At 58.3% G+C, this 25,422-nt stretch carries 27 protein-coding genes; 22 read left to right on the top strand and 5 right to left on the bottom strand.

Features of this window, described 5'->3' with window-relative positions:
• The 4 genes from C7387_RS16750 to C7387_RS16735 all read left to right on the top strand — a co-directional run bounded on the left by C7387_RS16750 (window position 1) and on the right by C7387_RS16735 (window position 2,570).
• A complete protein-coding gene (locus C7387_RS16750; protein ID WP_038252375.1) occupies window positions 1–240 on the top strand; it encodes a DUF2164 domain-containing protein in 240 nt (79 codons plus the stop codon).
• Window positions 241–400: 160 nt separating this feature from the next.
• A complete protein-coding gene (locus C7387_RS16745) occupies window positions 401–1,558 on the top strand; it encodes a double-cubane-cluster-containing anaerobic reductase (RefSeq protein ID WP_120817130.1) in 1,158 nt (385 codons plus the stop codon).
• A gap of 2 nt (window positions 1,559–1,560) precedes the next feature.
• Window positions 1,561–2,325: a putative 2-hydroxyacyl-CoA dehydratase activator YjiL gene (gene yjiL / locus C7387_RS16740; protein ID WP_120817129.1), complete on the top strand. Its 765-nt coding sequence runs from the start codon at window positions 1,561–1,563 to the stop codon at window positions 2,323–2,325.
• Window positions 2,325–2,570, top strand: a complete 246-nt coding sequence (locus tag C7387_RS16735) for a putative Se/S carrier protein (RefSeq protein WP_006816974.1) — start codon at window positions 2,325–2,327, stop codon at window positions 2,568–2,570. Before yjiL ends, C7387_RS16735 begins: the two co-directional genes overlap by 1 nt.
• On the opposite strand, the gene hpaR is transcribed toward C7387_RS16735, so the two are convergent.
• Window positions 2,567–3,016: a homoprotocatechuate degradation operon regulator HpaR gene (gene hpaR / locus C7387_RS16730; RefSeq protein ID WP_006816973.1), complete on the bottom strand. Its 450-nt coding sequence runs from the start codon at window positions 3,014–3,016 to the stop codon at window positions 2,567–2,569. The two genes, C7387_RS16735 and hpaR, sit on opposite strands and share 4 nt — an antisense overlap.
• 274 nt (window positions 3,017–3,290) lie before the next feature.
• Between hpaR and hpaG the strand changes: the two genes are divergently transcribed.
• From hpaG to C7387_RS16680, 10 genes are all read left to right on the top strand, one after another.
• On the top strand, window positions 3,291–4,592 hold the full coding sequence (hpaG, locus tag C7387_RS16725; protein ID WP_120817128.1) for a 4-hydroxyphenylacetate degradation bifunctional isomerase/decarboxylase: 1,302 nt from the start codon (window positions 3,291–3,293) through the stop codon (window positions 4,590–4,592).
• Window positions 4,589–6,055, top strand: a complete 1,467-nt coding sequence (gene hpaE, locus C7387_RS16720) for a 5-carboxymethyl-2-hydroxymuconate semialdehyde dehydrogenase (protein ID WP_006816971.1) — start codon at window positions 4,589–4,591, stop codon at window positions 6,053–6,055. Before hpaG ends, hpaE begins: the two co-directional genes overlap by 4 nt.
• Window position 6,056: 1 nt before the next feature.
• On the top strand, window positions 6,057–6,908 hold the full coding sequence (hpaD, locus tag C7387_RS16715) for a 3,4-dihydroxyphenylacetate 2,3-dioxygenase (RefSeq protein WP_038252384.1): 852 nt from the start codon (window positions 6,057–6,059) through the stop codon (window positions 6,906–6,908).
• A gap of 9 nt (window positions 6,909–6,917) precedes the next feature.
• Complete coding sequence (locus tag C7387_RS16710; protein WP_006816969.1) at window positions 6,918–7,298, top strand: 5-carboxymethyl-2-hydroxymuconate Delta-isomerase; 381 nt, start codon at window positions 6,918–6,920, stop codon at window positions 7,296–7,298.
• A gap of 11 nt (window positions 7,299–7,309) precedes the next feature.
• On the top strand, window positions 7,310–8,113 hold the full coding sequence (hpaH, locus tag C7387_RS16705; protein WP_006816968.1) for a 2-oxo-hept-4-ene-1,7-dioate hydratase: 804 nt from the start codon (window positions 7,310–7,312) through the stop codon (window positions 8,111–8,113).
• 10 nt (window positions 8,114–8,123) lie between these two features.
• Window positions 8,124–8,921 carry a 4-hydroxy-2-oxoheptanedioate aldolase gene (hpaI, locus tag C7387_RS16700; RefSeq protein WP_120817127.1) on the top strand — a complete coding sequence of 266 codons (798 nt, stop codon included), beginning with the start codon at window positions 8,124–8,126 and terminating at the stop codon, window positions 8,919–8,921.
• Between the two features lie 21 nt (window positions 8,922–8,942).
• Window positions 8,943–10,295 carry a 4-hydroxyphenylacetate permease gene (hpaX, locus tag C7387_RS16695; protein WP_038252387.1) on the top strand — a complete coding sequence of 451 codons (1,353 nt, stop codon included), beginning with the start codon at window positions 8,943–8,945 and terminating at the stop codon, window positions 10,293–10,295.
• A 9-nt stretch (window positions 10,296–10,304) separates the two neighbouring features.
• The gene (hpaA, locus tag C7387_RS16690) at window positions 10,305–11,195 is read left to right on the top strand and encodes a 4-hydroxyphenylacetate catabolism regulatory protein HpaA (RefSeq protein ID WP_120817126.1); all 891 of its coding nucleotides are present in this window, start codon (window positions 10,305–10,307) and stop codon (window positions 11,193–11,195) included.
• 139 nt (window positions 11,196–11,334) lie between these two features.
• Window positions 11,335–12,897, top strand: coding sequence for a 4-hydroxyphenylacetate 3-monooxygenase, oxygenase component (gene hpaB, locus C7387_RS16685; RefSeq protein ID WP_006816964.1), 1,563 nt, complete (start codon window positions 11,335–11,337; stop codon window positions 12,895–12,897).
• Between the two features lie 19 nt (window positions 12,898–12,916).
• On the top strand, window positions 12,917–13,429 hold the full coding sequence (locus C7387_RS16680; RefSeq protein ID WP_006816963.1) for a 4-hydroxyphenylacetate 3-monooxygenase reductase subunit: 513 nt from the start codon (window positions 12,917–12,919) through the stop codon (window positions 13,427–13,429).
• Window positions 13,430–13,459: 30 nt separating this feature from the next.
• On the opposite strand, the gene C7387_RS16675 is transcribed toward C7387_RS16680, so the two are convergent.
• The 4 genes from C7387_RS16675 to C7387_RS16660 all read right to left on the bottom strand — a co-directional run bounded on the left by C7387_RS16675 (window position 13,460) and on the right by C7387_RS16660 (window position 16,375).
• Window positions 13,460–14,533, bottom strand: a complete 1,074-nt coding sequence (locus C7387_RS16675) for a DUF2955 domain-containing protein (RefSeq protein WP_038252397.1) — start codon at window positions 14,531–14,533, stop codon at window positions 13,460–13,462.
• Complete coding sequence (locus tag C7387_RS16670; protein WP_038252399.1) at window positions 14,523–15,590, bottom strand: HlyD family secretion protein; 1,068 nt, start codon at window positions 15,588–15,590, stop codon at window positions 14,523–14,525. The genes C7387_RS16675 and C7387_RS16670 overlap by 11 nt, the downstream gene beginning before the upstream one ends.
• Before the next feature lie 7 nt (window positions 15,591–15,597).
• Window positions 15,598–16,062, bottom strand: coding sequence for a MarR family winged helix-turn-helix transcriptional regulator (locus tag C7387_RS16665; RefSeq protein WP_006816960.1), 465 nt, complete (start codon window positions 16,060–16,062; stop codon window positions 15,598–15,600).
• Window positions 16,063–16,210: 148 nt separating this feature from the next.
• Window positions 16,211–16,375, bottom strand: coding sequence for a DUF1127 domain-containing protein (locus C7387_RS16660; RefSeq protein ID WP_006816959.1), 165 nt, complete (start codon window positions 16,373–16,375; stop codon window positions 16,211–16,213).
• Window positions 16,376–16,551: 176 nt separating this feature from the next.
• On the opposite strand from C7387_RS16660, the gene C7387_RS16655 reads away from it, so the two are divergent.
• From C7387_RS16655 to dagF, 8 genes are all read left to right on the top strand, one after another.
• Complete coding sequence (locus C7387_RS16655) at window positions 16,552–17,964, top strand: aminotransferase-like domain-containing protein (protein ID WP_120817125.1); 1,413 nt, start codon at window positions 16,552–16,554, stop codon at window positions 17,962–17,964.
• Between the two features lie 102 nt (window positions 17,965–18,066).
• Window positions 18,067–20,862, top strand: coding sequence for a transcriptional regulator DagR (dagR, locus tag C7387_RS16650; protein ID WP_120817124.1), 2,796 nt, complete (start codon window positions 18,067–18,069; stop codon window positions 20,860–20,862).
• A gap of 131 nt (window positions 20,863–20,993) precedes the next feature.
• The gene (locus tag C7387_RS16645) at window positions 20,994–21,428 is read left to right on the top strand and encodes a PTS sugar transporter subunit IIA (protein ID WP_038252407.1); all 435 of its coding nucleotides are present in this window, start codon (window positions 20,994–20,996) and stop codon (window positions 21,426–21,428) included.
• A gap of 12 nt (window positions 21,429–21,440) precedes the next feature.
• Window positions 21,441–21,926 (top strand): PTS sugar transporter subunit IIB, encoded by a 486-nt coding sequence (locus C7387_RS16640; protein ID WP_006816955.1) that lies wholly within the window; start codon window positions 21,441–21,443, stop codon window positions 21,924–21,926.
• Window positions 21,927–21,950: 24 nt separating this feature from the next.
• Window positions 21,951–22,703, top strand: coding sequence for a PTS mannose/fructose/sorbose/N-acetylgalactosamine transporter subunit IIC (locus C7387_RS16635; RefSeq protein ID WP_006816954.1), 753 nt, complete (start codon window positions 21,951–21,953; stop codon window positions 22,701–22,703).
• Window positions 22,697–23,557, top strand: a complete 861-nt coding sequence (locus C7387_RS16630; RefSeq protein ID WP_161616068.1) for a PTS system mannose/fructose/sorbose family transporter subunit IID — start codon at window positions 22,697–22,699, stop codon at window positions 23,555–23,557. Before C7387_RS16635 ends, C7387_RS16630 begins: the two co-directional genes overlap by 7 nt.
• 3 nt (window positions 23,558–23,560) lie before the next feature.
• Complete coding sequence (gene dgaE, locus C7387_RS16625; RefSeq protein WP_120817123.1) at window positions 23,561–24,670, top strand: D-glucosaminate-6-phosphate ammonia lyase; 1,110 nt, start codon at window positions 23,561–23,563, stop codon at window positions 24,668–24,670.
• Window positions 24,657–25,400: a 2-dehydro-3-deoxy-phosphogluconate aldolase gene (gene dagF, locus C7387_RS16620; protein WP_120817122.1), complete on the top strand. Its 744-nt coding sequence runs from the start codon at window positions 24,657–24,659 to the stop codon at window positions 25,398–25,400. Before dgaE ends, dagF begins: the two co-directional genes overlap by 14 nt.
• The last annotated feature ends 22 nt before the right edge of the window (window positions 25,401–25,422 follow it).

The following is a 25,422-nucleotide window of genomic DNA, read 5'->3' as shown; positions in this document are numbered from 1 at the left end:
ATGTCTGAGATAACCCTAAGCCACGAACAGCGAGAGCTGCTGCGTCGTAAGCTTGAGAAGTACTGTGAAGAGCATTTTGAGCTGGAACTGGAGCAGTTCGATGCCGAGTTCTTCGTCGATTTTATTGCCGAACAGATAGGCCCCACCTTCTACAACGCTGGAATCGACGAAGCCATTCGTACCCACATGGCATGGAGCGACCGCATTCAGGAAGAGATGGACGTGAAGAAGATTTACTAAGTATCCCGGCTGACATACGCAAAAAGTCGCTGAAATCAGCGGCTTTTTTGTTTTCTACCCCTGCGTCATTTTACGGCCCAGATCAACATAACCACATATTTATAGTGGCTATAATGCCGACATCGTTCATTGTCTCCCGTGTTACGGGGAAGGAAAACGCATGTCCCTCATCACCGAATTACCCAGCCTGTTCAGTCAATTCTCCGAAGCGCGTCAGAAAGGTTTTCTCACCGTCATGGAACTCAAAGAGCGCGGTGTGCCGTTGGTCGGTACCTACTGCACGTTTATGCCGCAGGAGATCCCAATGGCCGCCGGTGCCGTGGTGGTATCGCTCTGTTCCACCTCTGATGAAACCATCGAAGAGGCGGAAAAAGACCTGCCCCGCAACCTTTGTCCGCTGATTAAAAGCAGCTACGGCTTCGGCAAAACCGATAAATGCCCCTACTTTTACTTTTCCGATCTGGTGGTGGGCGAAACCACCTGCGACGGTAAGAAAAAAATGTACGAGTACATGGCGGAGTTCAAACCGGTTCACGTCATGCAGTTGCCCAACAGCACCACCGACGATGCCTCCCGTGCGCTGTGGAAAGCGGAAATGCAGCGTCTGAAAGAGGCGGTTGAAGCGCGCTTTGGTGCCACCATTGATGAAACCGCGCTGCGCGAGGCGATTGCCTTGAGAAACCGCGAACGTAAGGCGCTGGCGGATTTCTACCATCTTGGCCAGCTCAACCCACCGGCGCTGAGCGGAACCAACCTACTGAAAGTGGTGTACGGTGCGACGTTCCGCTTTGATAAAGAAGCGCTTATCGCCGAACTGGAGGCGATGACCGCCACGGTCAAAGCGGGCTGGCTCACCGGTCAACGCCTCGACCCGCGCCCGCGCATCCTGATAACCGGCTGTCCTATCGGCGGCGCCGCTGAAAAAGTGGTACGGGCGATTGAAGAAAACGGCGGCTGGGTGGTTGGCTATGAAAACTGCACCGGGGCGAAGGCCACCGAGCACAACGTCGCGGAAACCGGCGACGTATGGGAGGCGCTGGCGGATAAATACCTCGCCATCGGTTGTTCCTGCGTCTCGCCCAACACCCAGCGGCTGAAGCTGCTCAGCGAGATGGTCGAGGAGTACCAGGCCGACGGGGTGATTGATGTGATCCTGCAGGCCTGCCACACCTACGCCGTCGAGTCGCTGGCCATCAAACGCCACGTCCGACAGCAGCACGACATTCCGTATATGGCTATCGAAACCGACTACTCAACTTCCGACATCGGCCAGCTCAGCACCCGCGTGGCGGCGTTTATCGAAATGTTCCAGGAGTAAGGATGGCGCTAACCATAGGGATTGATTCCGGCTCCACGGCGACGAAGGGCGTGCTGCTTGATGGCAGCACCCTGCTGCGCCGTTTCCTCTGCCCCACGCCGTTTCGCCCGGCCGAGGCCATCGAGCAGGCATGGCATGAGCTACGCGACGGACTGACGGAGGTCCCCTTCCTCACCCTCACCGGCTACGGTCGCCAGCTGGTGGATTTTGCCGACAAGCAGGTGACCGAGATCTCCTGCCATGGTCTTGGCGCAAGGCTGCTGATGGCACACACCCGCACCATCATCGATATCGGCGGCCAGGACAGCAAAGTGATTAAGCTCGATGAAGAGGGAAACCTGAACGATTTTCTGATGAACGACAAGTGCGCAGCGGGCACCGGGCGTTTTCTTGACGTCATCTCCCGCACCCTGGGAGCCAGCGTGGAGCAGTTAGATAGCATCGTCGCGGGCGTGGAGCCGCACGCGATCACCAGCATGTGCACGGTGTTTGCCGAATCAGAGGTCATCAGCCTGCGCTCGGCGGGCGTCGCGCCGGAGGCGATCCTCGCCGGGGTGATTAACGCCATGGCCCGGCGCAGCGCGCATTTCATCTCACGCCTGACCACCGAAGGCCCGGTGCTGTTTACCGGCGGCGTCAGCCACTGCCAGACCTTCTCGCAGATGCTTTCCAGTCATCTCGGCGCACCGGTGCTGACGCATCCCGATGCCCAGTTTGCCGGGGCCATCGGCGCGGCGCTCATCGGCCAGCGGCAACGGAGGCGATAGTGGCGCACTACATCTTGCTGTTTCACTCGACGCTTGGCGTGGTACAAACCCGCCGGACGCTGCAGGCGGCGGGCGAACCGTTCACGGTTGCCGATATCCCACGCGCGCTGCGCGGCGGCTGTGGGTTGTGTATTCATCTGGAGTGCGAGCGCCCGGAACGCTGGGTGCTGCCGGGGCTGACGGAAAGTATTTACCGCGTTGATGTCGATGGCTATCAGCCGGTCGCCCGCTACCCGGCGGGCTAGTCGGTATCCGCATCGCCACGGCTGGCGATATGGCGATTGCCCAGCACAATAAACTCTTCCAGCAGCGCTGTCAGCTGCTGCATTTTCTCAGGCGTAAACTCAACCTCAATCTGCCGGTATGCCTCTTCCACCTGCGCCTGTGCGTGCTCGTAGAGCGCGACACCGGCGGGCGTTAGCGAGACATAGAGTTTACGCTGGTCGCTAATCGGCTTTAGCCGCAGCACCAGGCCGTCGCGCTCCATGCGGGTCAGGATCCCGGTCAGGCTTGGGCGCAAAATGCAGGTACGAAACGCCAGGTCATGAAAATCCATCGACGGGTTATCTGCCAGCACTCGGACTATTCGCCACTGCTGCTCCGTCAGGTTGTGTCGTTTCACGATCGGCCGAAAATAGCCCATCGCCGCTTCCCGCGCCTGTAACAGCGCGATGGTTAACGAATCATGCATTGCTGCCCTTCCCGTACATCCTGCCAATCATTAATAAGTGAATAATTTAACATTGATGAATTATTCAGCAACCGGTTTCTGCGGCATAAATTCTAACAGAGTTAACATCAAACCATTAACACATTGATAATCAATAAATATTTTAAATAAATGTAAAATTATCGTTAATTAGATCACAAATCATTCACCAAAATTTGCCAAACATCCCCCAGCAGCATAAAAGATGATCATTAACATATTAATGAAATCCCACAGCGGATCTGAGGAGTGGTGAATGAAAGGCACTGTTTTCGCCGTTGCGCTCAACCATCGCAGCCAAATCGACGCCTGGCACCAGGCATTCCAGCAAGCCCCCTACAACACACCACCGAAAACGGCGGTGTGGTTTATTAAGCCGCGCAACACCGTGATCCGTGACGGTGAGGCCATCCCTCACCCGGAAGAAGAAACGCTACTGAGCGGGGCTACGGTGGCGCTTGTCGTGGGTAAAACCGCAAGCCGCGTCAGCGTGGCGGAAGCCGCAGACTATATCGCCGGTTTTGCACTGGCAAACGAGGTCAGTCTGCCGGAAGAGAGCTTTTATCGCCCGGCTATCAAAGCCAAGTGCCGCGATGGCTTCTGCCCGTTGGGGGAGCTGGTTCCGCTCAGCCACGTCGATAATCTGACTATCATCACCGACATCAACGGCCGCGAGGCAGACCGCTGGAGCACCGCCGATTTACAACGTAGCGCCGCCGAACTGCTCTGCGCGTTGAGTGAATTCGCTACGCTGCAGCCCGGCGACGTCATTCTGCTGGGTACGCCACAGCAGCGGGTCACGCTTCAGCCAGGAGACCACGTCCGCGTTCTCGCTGAAGGTTTTCCGCCACTTGAAAACCACGTGGTCGCCGAGCGCGATATCACTGAAACTCGCACCTTTTCGCCGCAGCCACACCCGCACGGCACGCTGTTCGCGCTGGGTCTCAACTATGCCGATCACGCCAGTGAACTGGACTTTAAGCCGCCGGAAGAGCCACTGGTATTCATCAAAGCGGCCAACTCGTTCACCGGCGATAAGCAAACGTCGGTGCGCCCGGACAACGTCGAGTACATGCACTACGAAGCCGAGCTGGTGGTGGTGATTGGCAAAACCGCCCGCAAGGTGAGCCGTGAAACGGCGATGGACTACGTGGCGGGCTACACCCTCTGCAACGACTATGCCATTCGCGACTATCTCGAGAACTACTACCGCCCAAATCTGCGGGTCAAAAGCCGCGACACCCTGACCCCGATAGCCCCATGGATTGTTGATAAGTCCGCTATTCCCGATCCGCACAACCTGACGCTGCGCACCTGGGTTAACGGCGAGCTACGCCAGCAGGGCACCACCGCCGACCTGATTTTCGACGTGCCGTTTCTTATCGAATATCTGAGCAGTTTCATGACGTTGCACCCCGGCGACATGATTGCGACCGGTACGCCAAAAGGATTATCGGACGTGGTTCCGGGCGATGAAGTGGTGGTGGAAGTGGAAGGGGTGGGCCGCCTGGTTAACCGCATTGTCAGTCAGCAGGAGCATGAGGAGATGCTGAAATGAAAAAGATAAATCACTGGATTAACGGTAAAAACGTCGCCGGCAACGACTATTTCCACACCACCAACCCGGCAACCGGGGAAGTTCTGGCGGAAGTGGCCTCCGGCACCGAAGCGGAGGTGCAGCAGGCGGTGGCGGCCGCGAAAGAGGCGTTCCCGAAGTGGGCCAACCTGCCGATGAAAGAGCGCGCGCGCCTGATGCGCCGCCTTGGCGACCTGATTGACCAGAACGTGCCGGAAATCGCCGCGATGGAAACTGCCGATACCGGCCTGCCCATCCACCAGACCAAAAACGTGCTGATCCCGCGCGCCTCGCACAACTTCGAGTTCTTCGCCGAAGTGTGCCAGCAGATGAACGGCAAAACCTACCCGGTCGACGACAAAATGCTCAACTACACCCTGGTGCAGCCGGTCGGGGTGTGCGCGCTGGTGTCGCCGTGGAACGTGCCGTTTATGACCGCCACGTGGAAAGTCGCGCCGTGCCTGGCGCTGGGCAACACCGCCGTGCTGAAGATGTCAGAGCTTTCCCCACTGACCGCCGACCGCCTGGGCGAGCTGGCGCTGGAAGCCGGTATTCCTGCGGGCGTGCTCAACGTGGTACAGGGTTACGGCTCTACCGCGGGCGATGCGCTGGTGCGTCATCACGACGTGCGCGCCGTGTCGTTCACCGGCGGCACCGCCACCGGGCGCAACATCATGAAAAACGCCGGGCTGAAGAAGTACTCGATGGAGCTTGGCGGTAAGTCACCGGTGCTGATTTTTGAAGATGCCGATATCGAACGCGCCCTTGATGCCGCACTGTTCACCATCTTCTCTATCAACGGTGAGCGCTGTACCGCCGGTTCCCGCATCTTCATTCAGCAGAGCATTTATCCGGAGTTTGTTAAACGATTTGCCGAGCGCGCCAACCGCCTGCGTGTCGGCGATCCGACCGACCCAAACACCCAGGTCGGCGCACTCATCAGCCTTCAGCACTGGGAAAAAGTCTCCGGCTATATCCGCCTCGGCATTGAAGAAGGAGCCACCCTGCTGGCGGGCGGCCCGGATAAACCTTCCGACCTGCCTGCACACCTGAGAAACGGCAACTTCCTGCGCCCGACGGTACTCGCCGACGTCGATAACCGTATGCGCGTGGCGCAGGAGGAGATCTTCGGACCAGTAGCCTGCCTGCTGCCGTTCAAGGACGAAGCGGAAGGTCTGCGGCTTGCCAACGACGTTGAGTACGGCCTTGCCTCTTACATCTGGACCCAGGACGTCAGCAAAGTCCTGCGTCTGGCGCGCAACATCGAGGCGGGCATGGTGTTTGTCAACACCCAGAACGTACGCGACCTGCGCCAGCCGTTCGGCGGCGTGAAGGCCTCCGGTACCGGCCGTGAAGGCGGCGAGTACAGCTTTGAAGTGTTCGCGGAAATGAAGAACGTCTGCATTTCCATGGGCGACCATCCGATCCCGAAATGGGGAGTCTGATATGGGCAAGTTAGCGTTAGCGGCAAAAATCACCCACGTTCCATCGATGTATCTGTCTGAGCTGCCGGGGAAAAACCACGGCTGCCGCCAGTCCGCCATCGACGGGCATAAAGAAATTGGCAAGCGCTGCCGCGAGATGGGCGTCGATACCATTATCGTGTTCGACACCCACTGGCTGGTGAACAGCGCCTACCACATCAACTGTGCGGACCATTTTGCTGGCGTCTACACCAGCAACGAGCTGCCGCATTTTATTCGCGATATGACCTACGAATACGACGGTAACCCGGCGCTCGGTCAGCTGATTGCCGACGAAGCGGTGAAGCTTGGGGTGCGCGCCAAGGCGCACAACATCCCGAGCCTGAAGCTGGAGTACGGCACGCTGGTACCAATGCGCTACATGAACAGTGACCGACACTTCAAGGTGATCTCTATTTCGGCGTTCTGCACCGTTCACGACTTCGCCGACAGCCGCAAGCTTGGTCAGGCGATCCTGAAGGCGATTGCCGCCTACGACGGCACCGTCGCGGTACTCGCCAGCGGCTCGCTCTCCCACCGCTTCATTGACGATCAGCGAGCGGAAGAAGGTATGAACAGCTACACCCGCGAGTTCGACCGCCAGATGGATGAGCGGGTGGTGAAGCTGTGGCGTGAAGGCCAGTTCAAAGAGTTTTGCAACATGCTGCCGGAGTACGCCGACTACTGCTACGGCGAAGGCAATATGCACGACACCGTGATGCTGCTCGGGATGCTCGGCTGGGATAAATACGACGGCAAGGTGGAGTTCATCACCGACCTGTTCCCAAGCTCCGGCACCGGCCAGGTGAACGCCGTGTTCCCGCTGCCCGCGTAAGGAAAAATCATGCCGCATTTTATTGCTGAATGTACCGACAACATCCGCGAGCAGGCCGACTTACCGGGCCTGTTCGCTAAGGTTAACGCGGAGCTTGCCGCCACCGGCATCTTCCCCATCGGCGGCATCCGTAGCCGGGCGCTATGGCTGGACACCTGGCAGATGGCCGACGGTCAGCACGACTACGCCTTCGTTCATATGACGCTGAAAATTGGCGCCGGGCGCAGCCTGGAGAGTCGGGAAGCCGTGGGTGAAGCGCTGTTTGCGCTGATTAAACACCATTTCGCCGCCCTGATGGAAAGCCGCTATCTGGCGCTCTCTTTCGAAATAGAAGAGCTGCACCCGACGCTGAACTTCAAACAAAACAACGTGCACGCGTTATTTCGCTAAGGCCACCCGCTATGCTCGATAAATCAACCCATACCCTGATTGCTCATCGTCTGCATCAGGCGGAACAGACCCGCGAGCAGATCCGGCAGATCTCGCTCGACTACCCGACGATCGCCATTGAAGACGCCTACGCCATTCAACGCGAATGGGTGAGTCTGAAAATCGCCGAAGGCCGCGTGCTGAAAGGGCACAAGATTGGCCTCACCTCAAAGGCGATGCAGGCCAGCTCGCAGATTAGTGAGCCCGACTACGGCGCGCTGCTGGACGATATGTTTTTCCATGATGGCAGCGATATCCCAACCGATCGCTTCATCGTTCCACGTATTGAAGTCGAGCTGGCCTTCGTGCTGGCAAAACCGCTACGCGGCCCGAACTGTACGCTGTTCGACGTCTACAACGCCACCGACTATGTGATCCCGGCGCTGGAGCTTATCGATGCCCGCTGCCACAACAACGATCCCGAGACCCAGCGTCCGCGCAAAGTGTTCGACACCATTTCCGATAACGCCGCCAACGCGGGGGTGATCCTCGGCGGCCGCCCGATCAAGCCCGACGAGCTGGATCTGCGCTGGATCTCCGCCCTGCTCTATCGCAACGGGGTAATTGAAGAGACCGGCGTCGCGGCAGGCGTGCTAAATCATCCGGCAAACGGCGTGGCGTGGCTGGCGAATAAGCTCGCCCCGTACGATGTACAGCTGGAAGCGGGGCAGATAATCCTCGGCGGTTCGTTCACTCGCCCGGTGGCGGCGCGCAAGGGCGACACCTTCCACGTTGACTACGGCAATATGGGCGCCATCAGCTGCCGCTTTGTGTAAGGAGAAGACGATGCAAAACGTATTCAAAGAGGCGCTGAAAGCGGGTAAACCGCAGATTGGCCTGTGGCTGGGATTATGCAGCAGCTACAGCGCCGAACTGCTGGCCAACAGTGGTTTTGACTGGCTGCTGATAGACGGCGAGCACGCGCCGAACAACGTTCAGACGGTGCTGACCCAGCTACAGGCAATTGCGCCGTATCGTAGCCAGCCGGTAGTTCGCCCGTCGTGGAACGACCCCGTGCAAATCAAACAGTTGCTGGATATCGGTGCGCAAACCCTGCTGGTGCCGATGGTACAGAACGCCGATGAAGCCCGGCTGGCGGTGAAAGCCACCCGCTATCCGCCGCAGGGCATTCGCGGCGTCGGTAGCGCCCTGGCCCGCGCCTCACGCTGGAACCGCATCCCGGATTACCTGCAACAGGCCAACGACGCCATGTGCGTGCTGGTGCAAATCGAGACCCGTGAGGCGCTGAAAAACCTGCCGCACATTCTCGAAGTGGAAGGCGTCGACGGCGTATTCATTGGCCCAGCGGACCTGAGCGCCGACATGGGTTTCGCCGGAAACCCGCAGCACCCCGAGGTCCAGGCCGCTATTGAACAGGCCATCACGCAAATCCGCGAAGCCGGAAAAGCGCCGGGCATTTTGATGGCGAATGAAGATCTCGCCAGACGTTATCTCGAACGTGGCGCGCTGTTCGTCGCCGTCGGGGTGGACACCACCCTGCTCGCCCGCGCCGCCGACGCATTAGCGGCACGTTTTATCGATTCACCGGTTCCGTCAGTCAATAACAATAAATCCGTCTACTAACCGTAAGATGTGGAGCGCAACATGACGACCTCTACCCTGCAACCTGATGATAATAAAGCTGTTGAACATCGCGTGATCCAAAAGCTGTTCCGTCGTTTGATCGTGTTTCTCTTTATCCTGTTTGTCTTTTCGTTTCTCGACAGAATCAACATCGGCTTTGCCGGACTGACGATGGGCAAAGATCTGGGCCTGACGTCTACCATGTTTGGCCTCGCCGCCACGCTGTTTTACGTCACCTACGTGCTGTGCGGGATCCCCAGCAACATCATGCTGGCAAAAGTTGGCGCACGCCGCTGGATTGCCGGGATTATGGTGGTGTGGGGCATTGCCTCTACCTGCACAATGTTCGCCACCAGCCCCGAAACGCTGTACGTATTGCGCATGCTGGTGGGTATCGCCGAGGCCGGATTCCTGCCGGGCATTCTGGTGTACCTCACCTGGTGGTTCCCGGCGTACTACCGCGCCCGCGCCAATGCGCTGTTTATGATTGCCATGCCGGTCACGATGATGCTGGGCTCGATCCTCTCGGGCTATATCCTGGCGCTCGACGGCCTGTGGAACCTGAAAGGCTGGCAGTGGCTGTTCTTGCTGGAAGGGCTGCCCTCTGTGGTGCTGGGTGTGGTGACCTGGTTTTTCCTGAACGACACTCCGGATCAGGCGACCTGGCTTAGCGACGAAGAGAAGCAGACGCTGAAGACGATGATCGCCCGCGAGCAGGAGGCGGTTTCTCCACGCGCCTCAGCAGCACGATCCACTCTGCGCGAAGTGCTGACGCCCGCCGTACTGCTCTATACGCTGGCCTATTTCTGCCTGACCAATACGCTTAGCGCTATCAATATCTGGACGCCGCAGATCCTGCAAAGCTTTAACACCGGCAGCAGCAACATTGTGATTGGCCTGCTGGCGGCTATTCCGCAGTTTTGCACCATCCTCGGGATGATCTGGTGGAGCCGCCGCTCTGACCGGTTAAAAGAGCGAAAAAAGCACACCATCCTGCCGTATCTGTTTGCGGCGGCGGGATGGCTGCTGGCATCGGCAACCGATCACAGCCTGATCCAGCTCTTTGGCATCATCATGGCCTCAACCGGATCGTTTACCGCTATGGCCATCTTCTGGACCACGCCGGATCAGGTTATCAGCCTGCGATCCCGCGCGGTGGCGCTGGCGGTGATCAACGCCATTGGTAACGTCGGATCCGCCGTCAGCCCGTTGCTGATTGGGATCCTGCGCGATGCCACCGGCAGCTTCAGTTCGGGGCTGTGGTTTGTCGCGGGGCTGCTGTTCGTTGGCGCACTGGTGCTGACGCGAATTCCCATGACCCAGCGGGAACACCGCGAAAACGCCGCCGGCATGGCGCCGCAAAAGATCCACTAAGGAGCGGGTATGTGTCAGCCGGGTATTGCCAATATCGATATCAGCAAAGAGTACGATGAAACGCTGGGCAGTGAAGACGTGCATTATCAGTCGTTTGCACGAATGGCCGCGTTTTTTGGCCGCGACATGCAGGCACATCGCCACGACCAGTTTTTTCAGATGCACTTTCTTGATACCGGGCAAATCGAGCTCCAGCTCGACGATCATCGCTACTCGGTGCAGGCACCGCTGTTCGTCCTGACGCCGCCCTCGGTGCCGCACGCGTTTATCACCGAGTCCGACAGCGACGGCCACGTGCTGACGGTCCGCGAGGATCTGGTCTGGCCGCTGCTGGAGGTGCTCTACCCCGGCACGCGGGAGACCTTCGGCCTGCCGGGCATCTGCCTGTCGCTTGCCGACAAGCCGGAGGAGCTTGCGGCGCTGACGCATTACTGGCAATTGATTAAGCGGGAGTCCATCGCCGGGCTACCCGGGCGCGAGCATACGCTGGTGCTGCTGGCGCAGGCGGTGTTTACCCTGCTACTGCGAAATGCGAAGCTCGACGATCATGCTGCCAGCGGTATACGCGGCGAGCTTCGCCTGTTCCAGCGCTTCACCCAACTTATCGACAGCCACTACCATCTGCACTGGACGGTGCCGGAATACGCCAACGAACTGCATCTCACCGAGTCACGCCTGACCGACATCTGCCGCCGCTTTGCCAACCGCTCGCCGAAGCGCTTGATTTTCGATCGGCAAATGCGTGAAGCCAAACGCCTGCTGCTGTTTTCTGACAGCGCGGTGAATGAGATTGCCTGGCAGCTCGGGTTTAAAGATCCCGCCTATTTCGCCCGCTTTTTTAACCGCTTAGTGGGCTGTTCTCCGAGCGCGTATCGCGCCAGGAAAGTACCGGTGTCATAAACTTTATCGCCTGTCCGAAAAGTACCTGCTGTTGTCCCAAACGTCCCTTCACCTTCGCCGCACTTAACGCTTCAATTAAACAACAAAAACAAAACATAAATTTAACAACACAATTCCGAATACGAGTGAAGAGGTGAACATGAAACCTGAAGCATTCCGCGCTGACGCAAAGCGTCCGTTAACCGGCGAAGAGTACCTGAAGAGCCTGCAGGACGGGCGTGAAATCTACATTTACGGCGAGCGCGTGAAAGATGTCACCACGCATCCGGCATTCCGTAACGCTGCGGCATCCGTTGCTCAGCTGTACGATGCACTGCACAAACCAGAGCTTCAGGACACTCTGTGCTGGAACACCGACACCGGCAGCGGCGGCTATACCCACAAATTCTTCCGAGTGGCGAAAAGTGCCGACGACCTGCGCCAGCAGCGCGATGCCATCGCCGAGTGGTCACGCCTGAGCTACGGCTGGATGGGGCGCACCCCGGATTACAAAGCCGCCTTCGGCTGCGCGCTCGGCGCTAACCCGGCGTTCTACGGCCAGTTCGAGCAGAACGCCCGCAACTGGTACACCCGCATTCAGGAAACCGGCCTGTACTTCAACCACGCCATCGTCAACCCACCTATCGACCGCCACAAACCGGCGGACGAAGTGAAAGACGTTTACATCAAGCTTGAGAAAGAGACCGACGCCGGGATTATCGTCAGCGGCGCGAAGGTGGTGGCCACCAACTCAGCGCTGACCCACTACAACATGATTGGCTTTGGCTCGGCTCAGGTGATGGGCGAAAACCCGGACTTTGCGCTGATGTTCGTCGCGCCGATGGATGCCGACGGCGTGAAGCTTATCTCCCGCGCGTCTTACGAGATGGTCGCCGGGGCGACCGGTTCACCGTACGACTACCCGCTCAGCAGCCGCTTCGATGAAAACGACGCCATTCTGGTGATGGATAACGTGCTGATCCCGTGGGAAAACGTGCTGATTTATCGCGATTTTGACCGCTGCCGCCGCTGGACAATGGAAGGCGGTTTCGCCCGCATGTATCCGCTGCAGGCCTGCGTGCGCCTGGCGGTGAAGCTCGATTTCATCACCGCGCTGCTGAAAAAATCACTGGAGTGTACCGGCACCCTCGAATTCCGCGGCGTGCAGGCAGATCTCGGCGAAGTGGTGGCATGGCGCAATATGTTCTGGGCGCTGAGCGATTCGATGTGTGCCGAAGCCACTCCGTGGGTTAACGGTGCCTGGCTGCCGGATCACGCCGCGCTGCAAACCTACCGCGTGATGGCACCGATGGCTTACGCGAAAATCAAAAACATCATCGAGCGCAACGTGACGTCCGGGCTAATCTACCTGCCGTCCAGCGCGCGCGACCTGAACAATCCGCAGATTGACCAGTATCTGGCGAAATACGTGCGCGGCTCAAACGGCATGGATCACGTGGAACGCATCAAGATCCTGAAGCTGATGTGGGACGCCATCGGTAGCGAGTTCGGCGGCCGCCATGAGCTGTACGAAATCAACTACTCAGGCAGCCAGGATGAGATTCGCCTGCAGTGTCTGCGCCAGGCGCAAAGCTCCGGCAATATGGACAAAATGATGGCCATGGTTGACCGCTGCCTGTCTGAATACGACCAGAACGGCTGGACGGTGCCGCATCTGCACAACAACACCGATATCAACATGCTGGATAAGCTGCTGAAGTAACAGCAGCGGGAGAAACAACATGCAACCTGATGAACAACGCCTGCGCTTTCGCGATGCTATGGCCAGCCTGTCGGCGGCGGTGAATATCATCACTACCGAAGGTGAAGCCGGACGCTGTGGTATTACCGCAACCGCCGTCTGTTCGGTAACCGACACCCCACCGTCGCTGATGGTGTGCATCAACGCCAACAGCGCGATGAATCCGGTCTTTCAGGGCAATGGTCGGCTATGTGTGAACGTGCTGAATCACGAGCATGAGCTGATGGCCCGCCACTTTGCCGGGATGACCGGCATGGCGATGGAAGAGCGCTTCACCCTCTCCTGCTGGCAGAAAGGTGTGCTGGGGCAGCCGGTACTCAAAGGTTCGCTTGCCAGTCTCGAAGGGGAAATCAGCCAGGTGCAGACCATCGGCACGCATCTGGTCTATCTGGTCGAGATTAAAAACATCATCCTGAGCCAGGACGGCCACGGTCTTATCTACTTCAAACGCCGTTTTCATCCGGTGATGATGGAGCTCGAAGCCATCGCCTGAACCCCAGGGAGCCCGGCACGCCGGGCTCTTTCAGGCATTCGGGTTATTCACCACAAAACGGGTGGCGGCAAAGCAGTTGAGGATGCGGTGCAGCAGAAAAATAAGCGTCAGGGTGACCAACAGCGAGACCGTGACCGAGGTAATGCGGTACAAATCACTGAATACCAGATCCTGACTCGGACGCATATTTTGCCCGAACATGATGCCAATGGTGGTAATGCTGGCAAAACCGACTCCAGCCCCAACCTTTTCCATTACATGCAGCCGTGCGCTAAAGGCAAGTCCCAGGGCTATCAGCGGCATCATCAGAAGCATATGGCTGCTGTGATCGTAGAGCAGCAGCTGGATAAGCAGAATATACAGACACGCCAGCACCACGCCGACCACGCGCCACAGCGAGCTCAGCACCGCGCCGCGATAGTGCATCGGAAACAGGATCAGGATCCCCGCCATTAGCGCCGACAGCGAATCGCTGAGGTCACTTATCTGAAAGACGACGAAGATTATCGTCGCGACGGTACCGGAAAGCAGCGATTCATGGCGAACCCGGGCGGCGTTTTTCTCAATCAGCGGCGGCGGTTTTCGCGGTTCAACATCCGGGATGAGATGGTTCATCAGCGCGCTCAGCGCCACCGCCAGTACGCTCGCCTCCATATTGGAGAACAGCAGCGTGTGCCAGTTAGTGCTCGGATAGCTCATAAAGTTGAGCATCACGCTCTGGCATACCACGCCCATCGAACCGAACAAAAACAACGGCCCTTTGCTCATAAAGCGAAAACGCATCACGTACAGGCCAAAAACGACCAGCGTCATGATGGCCGGCCACTGCGCCAGAAAACCGACGATAATCACCATTTCGACGCAGTTCAGTGCCGCACTGAACACAAACTGCTTTGCCACGTGACGGTTAAACACCGGCACCAGCGAGAGCAGCATGATCGGGTAGACCACATAGAAAACGCCGTACTGCACGTTGTAGAACGTCGAAATACTCAGCGCCAGCATGCCGGCAATCACGATGCGCAACGTCTGGCGAAAGTCATTCCCGGTATAAACGATGTTGTCGTGGGGCGTGAATACCCGCGCCAGAGTGTTAATAGACATAATGCAGCAGGCTGACGAGGTGGATTTGCAGCCCCGAGAAGAAGCGGGCGAACGGACCGTCGCTGTTATACAACTGCACGGTGGCGCGAGCGCCGGTTGGCAGCTGATTTTCCAGCGGCTCGTCGAGGGCGACGTGAATACGCATCCGCTGTGCGTCACGCACCCAGCGGTTAGACTGCTCCGGTTGCGACAGCTGACCGTTTACCGCCTGCTGCCCGGCGAGGATCCCGGCATCGCTGCTGGTAACGTGGGCGCTGAACACTTTCCCCGGCAGGGCATCAAACACCACCGCCGCATCGGTGCCTTCGCGGGTGTGGCGCAGGCTTTTCTCACGGAAGTCTGCCACGATGTCGGTATTGTGACTGACCAGCGCCAGCACCGCCGAACCCGCCGTGGCATACAGCCCTGGCGACAGCTGAAGATTACTTACCGTGCCGCTCGCTTCGGCGCGTACGGTGGTCCAGCCCAGCTCCAGCTCGGCCTGTTCCAGCGCATTCTGGTACTTCTGCAGCGTCACGTTGCCGCGCTCATTGCGGTCGCCGCGCTGAATTTGCAGGTTGTGAATACTGGCATTGAGCGCGCTGACCGACTGCTCGCTGGTCTGCCATGCGGTACGCACTTTATCGAGATCCTGCTGTGAAACGTTCTGCAGCGCACTCAGACGCTGATAGCGATCGAAGGTGACCTTATCGTTGCGGGCGGTGAGCTGGGCGGTTTTCAGGTTCGCCTGGGTCGCAGCAATTTGCGCATCAAGCTGCTGGTTGCCAAGCCTGGCCTGCGCCAGCGCGATGTGCGCGGCTTCCACTTTATTGCGAAACGGCGTCGGATCCAGTTCGTACAGCACATCTCCCTGCTTCACCTGGCTGTTGTTGTGCACATAGACCTGTGCCACGTAGCCCGACACCCGCGATGACACAGGCGTCACCACGCGCATCACCGTGGAGTCCGGTGTAAGCGGGATCCAGATATCGGCAAAGATAAAGTAGACAAACATCAGCAGGAAAGAGGCAATACTCACCCTTACCCAGCGGGCAAATTTTTGTTCTGGCGTCATCATGATTTTTTTAGATCTTATTTTCTTCTTCGCGGATAGTCCGCAGGTTGCAGGCGATTTGATTGAGGGTGTCGCTGAACTGCGCCATCTGGTCGGCAGGAATGTCCTGTGAAACCCGCTGCTGATAAGTTTCTATCACGCAGGTGAGCTTCTCCAGCACCGCCTGGCCTTCCGGGGTCAGCGTCAGCAGGCGAATACGCTTGTCGTACGGTGAGGTAACGCGCAGCAGGTATCCCTGTTTCTCCAGCTGCGATAGCGTGCGCATCAGCGGCGGTAATTCAATACCGTGCACTTCTGCCAGTTCGCTCACAGAGACATGATGGCCGAGCTGATGAAGCTGCATCAGCACCGTCCAGCTGGACTGCGTCAGGCCGGTGTCGGTAATGGCCTGATCGATAACCGCACGCCACAGGCGCACGACCATTGCCAGCCGCATGCCCATCGGTCTGCGGGTAAACAGCGCGTCTTCGCTCATGATTCCCCTCTCTTCAATACCCGATCACGATAATAGTTATCAGGGTAAGTATCAAGAAACAAAAAGGAGAACCGCAGGAAATGCGAAAAGGAAAATGGCGGGGAAAAGCGTTGCCGCCCGGCAGCCTGAGCGCCGCCGGGCGCAGTCCTTAACAAACATCATGCCGTGAAATGCCGATGTCTTTTAACTGCTCGTCGCTAAGACGGCTGAGCGCCCGGCGGGTTCTCCCCACTCGCCACCAGCGGGCGATGGCTCTGCCCAGCAACGTAAAGCCCATCCACGGCGCCCGGGCCCGGTTTTCGTGAAATTCCATGCTGCACCTCTGCTCTGTGAGTGAGGTTTTATCATCACGGAAATCGGGGTAAACAATACAGATTCAGAATCTACTTTTCTTTAACATACAGATCGTCTAAAACAATATCTGAACGGTGATTTCCTCCGCAATCTGTACTGGTTTACTTATCTGTATGGCAAAAATAAGGATACAGCATGACCCGTTACCAACATCTGGCGAATCTGCTCGCCGAGCGCATTGAGCAAGGGCTGTATCGCCATGGAGAAAAGCTGCCTTCGGTACGCGCGCTAAGCCAGGAGCACGGCGTTAGCATCAGTACCGTCCAGCAGGCCTATCAGACGCTGGAGACACTGCAACTCATTACACCCCAGCCGCGCTCCGGCTACTTTGTTGCCCCACGTAAAGCACAGCCGCCGGTCCCGGCAATGTCGCGCCCGGTGCAGCGCCCGGTCGAAGTGACCCAGTGGGAACAGGTTTTAACGCTTCTGGATACCCGCAACGATAAGCAGGTGACCGCCTTCGGCGGCGGCTCTCCGGACGTCACCCAGCCCAGCCTTAAGCCGCTGTGGCGGGAGATGAGCCGCATCGTGCAGCACAACCCCAGCGATATTCTCAGCTACGACGAACTCCCCGGCCGGCGTGAACTGCGCGAGCAGATTGCCCGGCTGGCGCTGGACGGCGGCACCGTTGTGACCGCTGACGACATTGTGGTGACGCACGGCTGCCACGCGGCGCTCTCTATCGCGCTGTTCTCAGTATGTAAGCCCGGCGATATCGTTGCGGTGGAATCACCGTCGTTCTACGGCACCATGCAACTGCTGCGCGGTTTCAACATCAAAGCGATTGAAATTCCGACCGATCCACAAACCGGGATCAGCATTGAAGCGCTGGAGCTGGCGCTTGAGCAGTGGCCGATTAAGGGCGTTATCCTGGTCCCCAACTGCAATAATCCGCTCGGTTTTATCATGCCGGATGAGCGTAAGCGCGCCATTCTCTCCCTCGCCCAACGCCATGACATTGCCATCTTCGAAGACGATATCTACGGCGAGCTGGCGAACGACTACCCGCGCCCGCGCACCATCAAATCCTGGGACATCGACGGCCGCGTGCTGCTGTGTAGTTCGTTTACCAAAACCCTTGCCCCTGGCCTGCGGGTGGGCTGGATTGCCCCCGGACGCTATCTCGACCGGGTACTGCACATGAAGTACGCCACCAGCGGTACCAACGTCCCTACCACGCAGCTGGCGGTCGCCTCGTTTATCCGCGAAGGGCACTATCATCGCCACGTGCGGCGGATGCGGCAGATTTATCAGAGCAACATGGAAACCTACACCTGTTGGGTGCGGCAGTATTTTCCCTGCGGGATCTGCGTGACGCGTCCGCAGGGCGGGTTTTTGCTGTGGATTGAGCTGCCGGAGCACGTTGATATGGTCTGCGTCGCAAACCAGCTGTGTCGGCTGAAAATTCAAATTGCCCCCGGCTCGCTGTTCTCTGCCTCGGGTAAATACCGCAACTGCGTGCGGCTGAACTGCGCGCTGCCGCCGACGGAGCATCACCAGGAGGTGGTAAAACAGCTTGGTGAAGCCATCCAGATAGCGATGGAATAGCGCGTAACGGGCGCTTCGTCTCACAACTACGCACCGGGTCGCGTTCTCCGGCGGATATATAGTGTATGTTCTGCCTTAATGAGAATGACAAGTGGTAGAGCGATGAGACGTATAGAAGTAGTACTTCGCGAACTGGAGCGGCTGACCCGAACGCTGAGCCAGGAGGATTTACGTAAGGCTCTGCCTTTCACCGCCGAGAGCATGGGATTCAACCTCGGTCTGGCGCGTAATTCGGTCAGCAAAGACCTTAACCAGCTGTGCTCCGACGGATTAGCCATCAAAAGCCGCGGACGACCGGTCTTTTTCGTCCACCGTGAGGCAATAGAAGCGCTGATTGGCCGTCGCCTGCCCGAGCACGAACGGGAAGTCCAGTCGCTCGCCGATCTGCTGCCTCCGCAGGTGGAAACCCAGGGCGATCCCTTCACGGCACTCATCGGTCACGACCGCAGCCTGCGTGATGCGGTAGAGAAAGGCAAAGCGGCGGTGCTCTACCCCCATGGCCTGCACGTACTGCTGACCGGCCCTTCCGGCGTCGGGAAAACCTTTTTTGCCGAGCTGATGCACCGCTATGCCTGCAAGCACGCCGCGGCCCAGAACCCGCCGCTGGTGTACTTCAACTGTGCCGAATACGCCAATAACCCCGAACTGCTCTCTTCGCATCTTTTCGGTCACCGTCAGGGGGCGTTTACCGGCGCCACCAGCGACAAAACCGGTCTGGTCGAGCAGGCCGACGGCGGTTTCTTACTGCTTGATGAAGTGCATCGTCTGCCTTATGAAGGTCAGGAGAAGCTCTTTTCTCTGCTCGATAAGGGGGAATACCGCCCGCTCGGATCCAGCGCCAGCGCGCGGCGGATCGCCGTACGGCTCATCTGCGCCACGACCGAATCACCGGGATCGGCGCTGCTGCGCACCTTCCAGCGCCGGATCCAGGTCAGTATCGATCTTCCGGGGATCCGCAGTCGCTCCATCGAGGAGCAGATCGAGCTGATCGTCGGTTTTCTGCAGCGTGAAAGCCGCAAGATTGAGCGCACCGTCAGCATCGATAAAACCCTGCTGCTGTGGCTGCTGAACAAGCCGCTGGAAGGCAACATCGGTCAGCTCAAAAGCGATATTCAGTTCCTTTGCGCCCAGGCGTGGGCTTCGGGAATGACCAGCCACAGCGATTCCCTGTGGCTCGACAAAAAGCTGGTCGAAGCCCCCTTCCATGCCACGCCCGAGCAGCGCCTGCGGGTCGATGCCCTGTTTAATGGCCAGACCCAGCTCGACGTTGACGCCCGCACCCTGCCGCAGTTGAAGACCTCGCTTGCCGCCGACGTTGATCCACAGGAGAGCGACCTGTTTTACAGCTTCCTGACCCGCGAATACGTCAACCTGCGTAACAGTAACGTGCCTCCGGCCGAGACGCTCGCCATCCTCAAAAACAAGCTCAGCTCGATTTTTGAGTATGGCCTCTACAGCCGCGACAACAGCGGCCATCCGCCGCGCTACGCCTCTCAGCTTGAAGAACGCGTGACGCTACTGATGGCAAGCGTTGAGCAGGTGCTGGGCTTCCCGCTGCCGGAAAACCTGGTCAACCCGCTGCGTAAGCACTTCCTGGCGCTCATCGGCTACGTCCAGCGCGGGCTTATCCCCCAGCTTTACTCCTCAAGCCTGATCCTCGATCGCTGTAAAGACGAGTACGAGAACGCCACCCTGCTGTGCCGCAAAATCAACGAGCTGCTGCACATTCAGTGCCCGGCAACGGAAGTGGTGTGGCTGTGCCTGTTCCTCAAAGAGTGCCGCCATTACCGACAGCGTATTACCACCAGCCCGGACTGTGGCGCGATCCTGATTGCCCACGGCGCCACGACCGCCACCAGCATGGCGCAGTACGTTAACCGGGTACTGGAGCGCGATATTTTTCATGCCATCGACATGCCCTTCGAGCAGTCGGTGCACGACACGCTGGAGCGGCTCACGCAGACCATTGAAAGCCACGGCTGGCAGCGGCTTATCCTGATGGTCGATATCGGCTCGTTGGTGCATTTCGGCAGCACTATCAGCAAGCTGTTCCAGATAGACGTTCTGCTCATGCCCAACATCAACCTCACCAGTCTGCTGGAGACGGGGCTGGATTTGAATTATGAAACCAGCGATTTACCCGCGCTTGCCGAGCTGATGCAGACCAAGGGGATCCCCTGCCAGCTGTGTACGCCGCAGCAGGATAGTGCCGGAAAAGTGCTGGTCGTCTCCTGCATCACCGGAATGGGCACCGCCGAGAAAATCAAAAAGGTGCTGGAAGAGAGCTTTGGCGAACTGATGGCTAACGACACCCGCATGCTTATTCTCGACTACAACGACGTGCGCAGCCCGGAGCGCGTGCAACAGGCGCTGAATCCGCATGAGCGTGTGGTGGGAATCGTCGGAACCTTCCAGCCAGGCCTGCCGGATATTCCGTTTATCTCGCTGGAAGAGCTTTTCTCTGAGCAAGGTCCCGAGCTGGTGCTGAGCCTGCTGACGCCGGACCTCTCAAGCGCAGAACGGCGGCTGGAGATGGAGCGCAGCGCCTCGCGCTTTATCAGCGCGCTGACCATGGAAAGCATCATCAACCATATTTCGGTGCTCAACCCGCAGCGCATTCTTACCGAAATGGAGGGCGTGCTGGGCCATCTTCGCACCACGCTTGGTCTCTCTCCCAGCCGTCAGGTGACACTACGCTTTCTTATCCACTGCTGCTGCATGGTTGAGCGTATCGTTATCAACCGTAAACCGTTACAGATGGCGCTGGAGATGAAGCCAGAAATGGACTCCCGCGCCTTTAGTGTCATCAAATCGGCGTTTGGACCGGTGGAAGAGGCTTATGCCATCCGTCTTTCCGATGCCGAATACATTTATATTTACGAACTCCTGTACGGTTAAACCCCTGTCTGGCCGCCGGGTTGCGCCTTCGCTACCCGGCCTCACCCCCGCGTCCCACCTGGCGTGACACTAATTCTGGCACAGCGCTTGCTCTATCTAACGCGTAACCAGAACCGTGCCAGGAGGCCATTTTGACATCGACTGTATCCACTTCAACGCAACCCTGCATTCTGCTGCTGACCCATGGCGGCTGGGGCGAGCATCTTTGCAACAGCCTGCGCATGGTGATGGGTGAAATCGACGACGTGCAGGAAATTGCGCTGATGCCGGTTGATACCCTCGGGGAGTTTTACCAGCGCGTTGAAGCGGTGGTGAAAACCCTGCCGGAAGGATCGCTCATCCTGACGGATTTTATTGGCGGCACAACGTCTAACGTCGCCGCCCGACTGAGCGCAGATTACCCGGTGGCGGTGATTTCAGGCCTTAACGCCTCGCTGCTGCTGGAAGCGCTCGACAAGCGTGAGCAGGGTCTTTTGACCGACTGCGTTAGCGAACTGGTGGAAGCCGGACGCAGCAGCTGCCGCGACGTTGTCGCCCACGTTCGTCAATTACAACAACCACAATAAGGAATAAATATCATGGCAAACATCGTCTTATGCCGCATCGACAGCCGCCTCATTCACGGTCAGGTCGTTACTAAGTGGGTAGGCCAGTCGCAGGCAAACCGCATTGTGGTGGTCAGCGATGAACTGGACGCCGATCCGTTCATGAAAAACATCTATCTGATGGCCGCGCCGCCGAGCATCAAAGTGGACTGCTACGGCAACGAAAGCTTCGCCGCAGCGTGGAAGGAAAATCAGCTCGGCGATGGCAAAGTGCTGGTGCTGTTCCCCTCCCTCGCCGCCATTCAGCAGGCCGTTGAGCTTGGTTTTGAGATTAACAACATCCAGGTTGGCGGACTCGGTGGCGGTCCAAACCGCAAAGCGGTGTTCCAGAACATCACCCTTGATGACAAAGACGTGGGCATTCTTAACGCACTGAAAGACCGTGGTATTCAGGTATTTTTCCAGACCATCCCGGAAGACAAACCGCAGTCTCTGGACGATATCCTGAAAAAATTCTAACTCTCTGAGAACAAGGAATAAAACATGGATACCTTACTTTTTGCGAGCCTGATGGGGTTGTATTACTGGTTCGCGCGCTTACGCCTGGGCTACACCTTCTCCGCCATGCTGTTACAGCCAGTGGTGATCGCCGTCTTCGTTGGCCTGCTGCTTGGCAACATGCAAACAGCGATGATCATCGGTGCCGGGATGCAGCTGGTGTACCTCGGCGTAACCTCCACCCCCGGCGGTAACGTGCCGTCCGACCCGGCGCTGGCCGCCTGTATCGCCATTCCAATTGCGGTGAAAGCCGGGATGGAGCCAAGCCTCGCTATCGCCCTCGCCATTCCGTTCGGCGTTATCGGGGTGTTCCTCGATCAGCTGCGCCGTACGCTGAATGCCGCGTGGGTACACATGGCCGATAAGCATGCGGAAACCGCCAATATGGCCGGGATCATGCGCTGCGCCTTTATCTACCCGGCGCTGCTCGGGCTGGCGCTGCGTTTCCCGGTGGTGTTTGCCGCCAACTACTTCGGCCAGGGCGTGGTGGAAACCTTCCTCAAGCTGATGCCGCACTGGCTGACGCACTCGTTCGAAATTATGGGCGGGATCCTGCCGGCGCTGGGCTTTGCCATCACCATCATGGTTATCGGTAAAAAGAGCCTGCTGCCGTGGTTTATCGGCGGATTCTTTGCGGTGCTGTACCTGAAAGTCGACATCATGGCGATGGCCATCTTCGGCACCTGCGTGGCCTTCCTGATTAAAGGGCTGGCGAAAAATGAAGGAGCAGCATCATGAGTAGCGATGTTATGCAAAACGAACTGGTGGAACGGGCGCGCGAAAGCCGTACGCTCAGCAAAGCCGATATCACCAAAGCCTGGTTCATTTACTGGCTGGGGGCGGAAGTATCCAGCTCCTACGAGCGTCTGCAAAGCCTGATTTTCTGTGCCTCCATGACGCCGATTATCAAAAAGCTGTACCCGCAGAAAGAGGAACAGGCTGAAGCCCTCAAGCGTCACCTGAACTTCTTTAACTCCGAGCAGACGTTTGGCGCGGTGATCCAGGGGATCGCTATCGCCATGGAAGAACAAAAGACGCGCGGTGAACCTATCGGCGACGCCTCGATAACCGGGATCAAAACCGGCCTGATGGGGCCGCTTGCAGGCATGGGCGACTCCATCATCTGGGCGGCGGTCATGCCGCTACTTATCGCTATCTTCATCCCGTTCGCCGCCAGCGGCAGCGCGTTCGGCGGCATTGCCCCGCTGATCCTCTACCCGGCTATCACCATGGTCATCAGCTATGGGCTGGTCCACAAAGGTTACACCCTGGGGCGTGACTCCATCGTAGGGCTGCTGCAGGGTGGGAGGATAAAAGAGCTTATCTACGGCGCGAACGTGCTCGGCCTCATCATGATGGGCGCGCTGTCAGCAAGCTACGTCAAGATCACCACCCCGCTCAAGATCAGCGCCCTGAAAGGTTCGGAAGTGGTGGTACAGCAGATCCTCGACTCTATCGCGCCGGGCCTGCTGCCGCTGGCGGCGGTGTTCGCTATCTACTTCTATCTGGTGAAAAAAGGGCCGCGCTACACCACCATTTTGCTGTCGATTGTGGCAATCAGCGTGGTGTGTTCGCTGCTGGGAGTGCTGTAAGTCATGGAACAGAATATCTATCAGCGCCTGGGGCTTAAGCGGGTCATTAACGCCTGCGGCAAGATGACCATTCTGGGCGTTTCAAGCGTAGCTCCCGAGGTGATGCAAGCGACCACCGAGGCGGCGAGCGCCTTCGTCGAAATCGACAAACTGGTGGATCGGGCGGGGGAACTGGTCTCCCGCCACACCGGCGGTGAAGACAGTTATATCACCTCCTGCGCTTCTGCCGGGATCGCCATTGCCGTGGCCGCCGCCATCACGCGCGGCAGGCCGGAGCAGGTCGCGATGATGCCGGACAGCAGCGGGCTTGCCAACGAAGTGCTGATGCTGCGTGGGCACAACATCGACTACGGTGCGCCGATTACCAGCGCTATTCGTCTTGGCGGCGGCAAAGTGGTGGAAGTAGGCTCCAGCAACCTGGCCGCCCGCTGGCAGCTGGAACGTGCCGTCAGCGAGCGCACCGCCGCGCTGCTGTATGTGAAATCACATCACTGTGTACAAAAAGGCATGCTGAGCATTGCTGATTTTGTGCAGGTAGCGCGGGCGCACAGCCTGCCGCTCATCGTTGATGCCGCCGCCGAAGAGGATCTGCGCCAGTGGGTAGCTCAGGGCGCAGATATGGTGGTCTACAGCGGTGCCAAAGCGTTCAACGCGCCAACCTCCGGGTTAATCACCGGTAAACGCAGCTGGCTCGCCGCCTGTAAAGCACAGCACTACGGTATTGCGCGGGCGATGAAAATTGGCAAAGAAAACATGGTTGGGCTGATCGTGTCTCTCGACCGCTACGAAGATGCCCGGCAAGCACCTGATGCCGATGCCTTACGTCCGGCAGTGGCCGCCATCTCTGCGCTACGTGGCCTGCATGCCGACATTGAGCAGGACGAAGCCGGGCGCGCTATCTGGCGAATTCGCGTCCACGTCGACGCCGATGCGCTTGGCCTTGATGCCCGGGAGGTGGAAGCCCAGCTGCGCGAAGGCGACATCGCCATCTACGCCCGTCGCTATTTTCTGCACGAAGGCGTTTTCAGCCTCGACCCGCGCACGCTGGGCGAAGGTGACATGGCGCTCATCGTCGCGCGACTTAAGGAAATTACACAACATGCAGCAGATTAATTTTTACCGTCAGCGGGTGGCCATTAACGTGCTGGCAAAAGATATCGCCAACGCCCGGGAGATTTACGATGCAGCCGAAGGCCACGCGGCAATCGGCGTGCTTTCCGCACAATTCGCAAGCGTTGATGAAGGCGTTGCCGAAGTTGAACGCTGGATAGCGGCAGTGCCGTCGATTTCCGTCGGTTTAGGCGCCGGTGATCCGGCGCAGTTTTACAAAGCGGCGATGATTGCCGCGCGCGTTCACCCGGCGCACGTTAACCAGACCTTTACCGGCAGCGGCTTTGCCGCCGGGGCACTGGCTGCCACCGGCGGGATATCGACACGTATCAACGCCCTGGTCAGCCCCACCGGCGTGCCGGGAGAAGTGCTGATTTCTACCGGCGTTCTCAGCGCCAAGGGGACAGCCGCACGGATTTCCGTAGATGCCGCCGTACGGATGATGTGTGATATGGGCGCCCATGCCGCCAAATTTTTCCCGATGGGCGGCACCGCCTCGCTGGAAGAGCTTCGTGCGCTGGCTCTCGCCGCCGCGCAGAACGGCATGACGTTGATTGAACCGACCGGCGGGATTGACCTCGATAACTTCGGCATGATCCTGCAAAGCTGTCTGGAAGCGGGTGTGCAGCAGGTGATGCCACACGTTTACAGCTCCATCATCGACCCGCAAACTGGCCTTACCCGTCCGGAAGATGTGGTGAAATTGATGGACATCGTGAAGGCGGTGGTCTGACGGTTGCCATTATCACGAGTGG

The organism is Yokenella regensburgei (assembly GCF_003634235.1).
In the GTDB taxonomy this organism is placed as follows: Bacteria; Pseudomonadota; Gammaproteobacteria; order Enterobacterales; family Enterobacteriaceae; genus Yokenella; species Yokenella regensburgei.
This window is presented reverse-complemented; position numbering and strand designations above follow the sequence as displayed.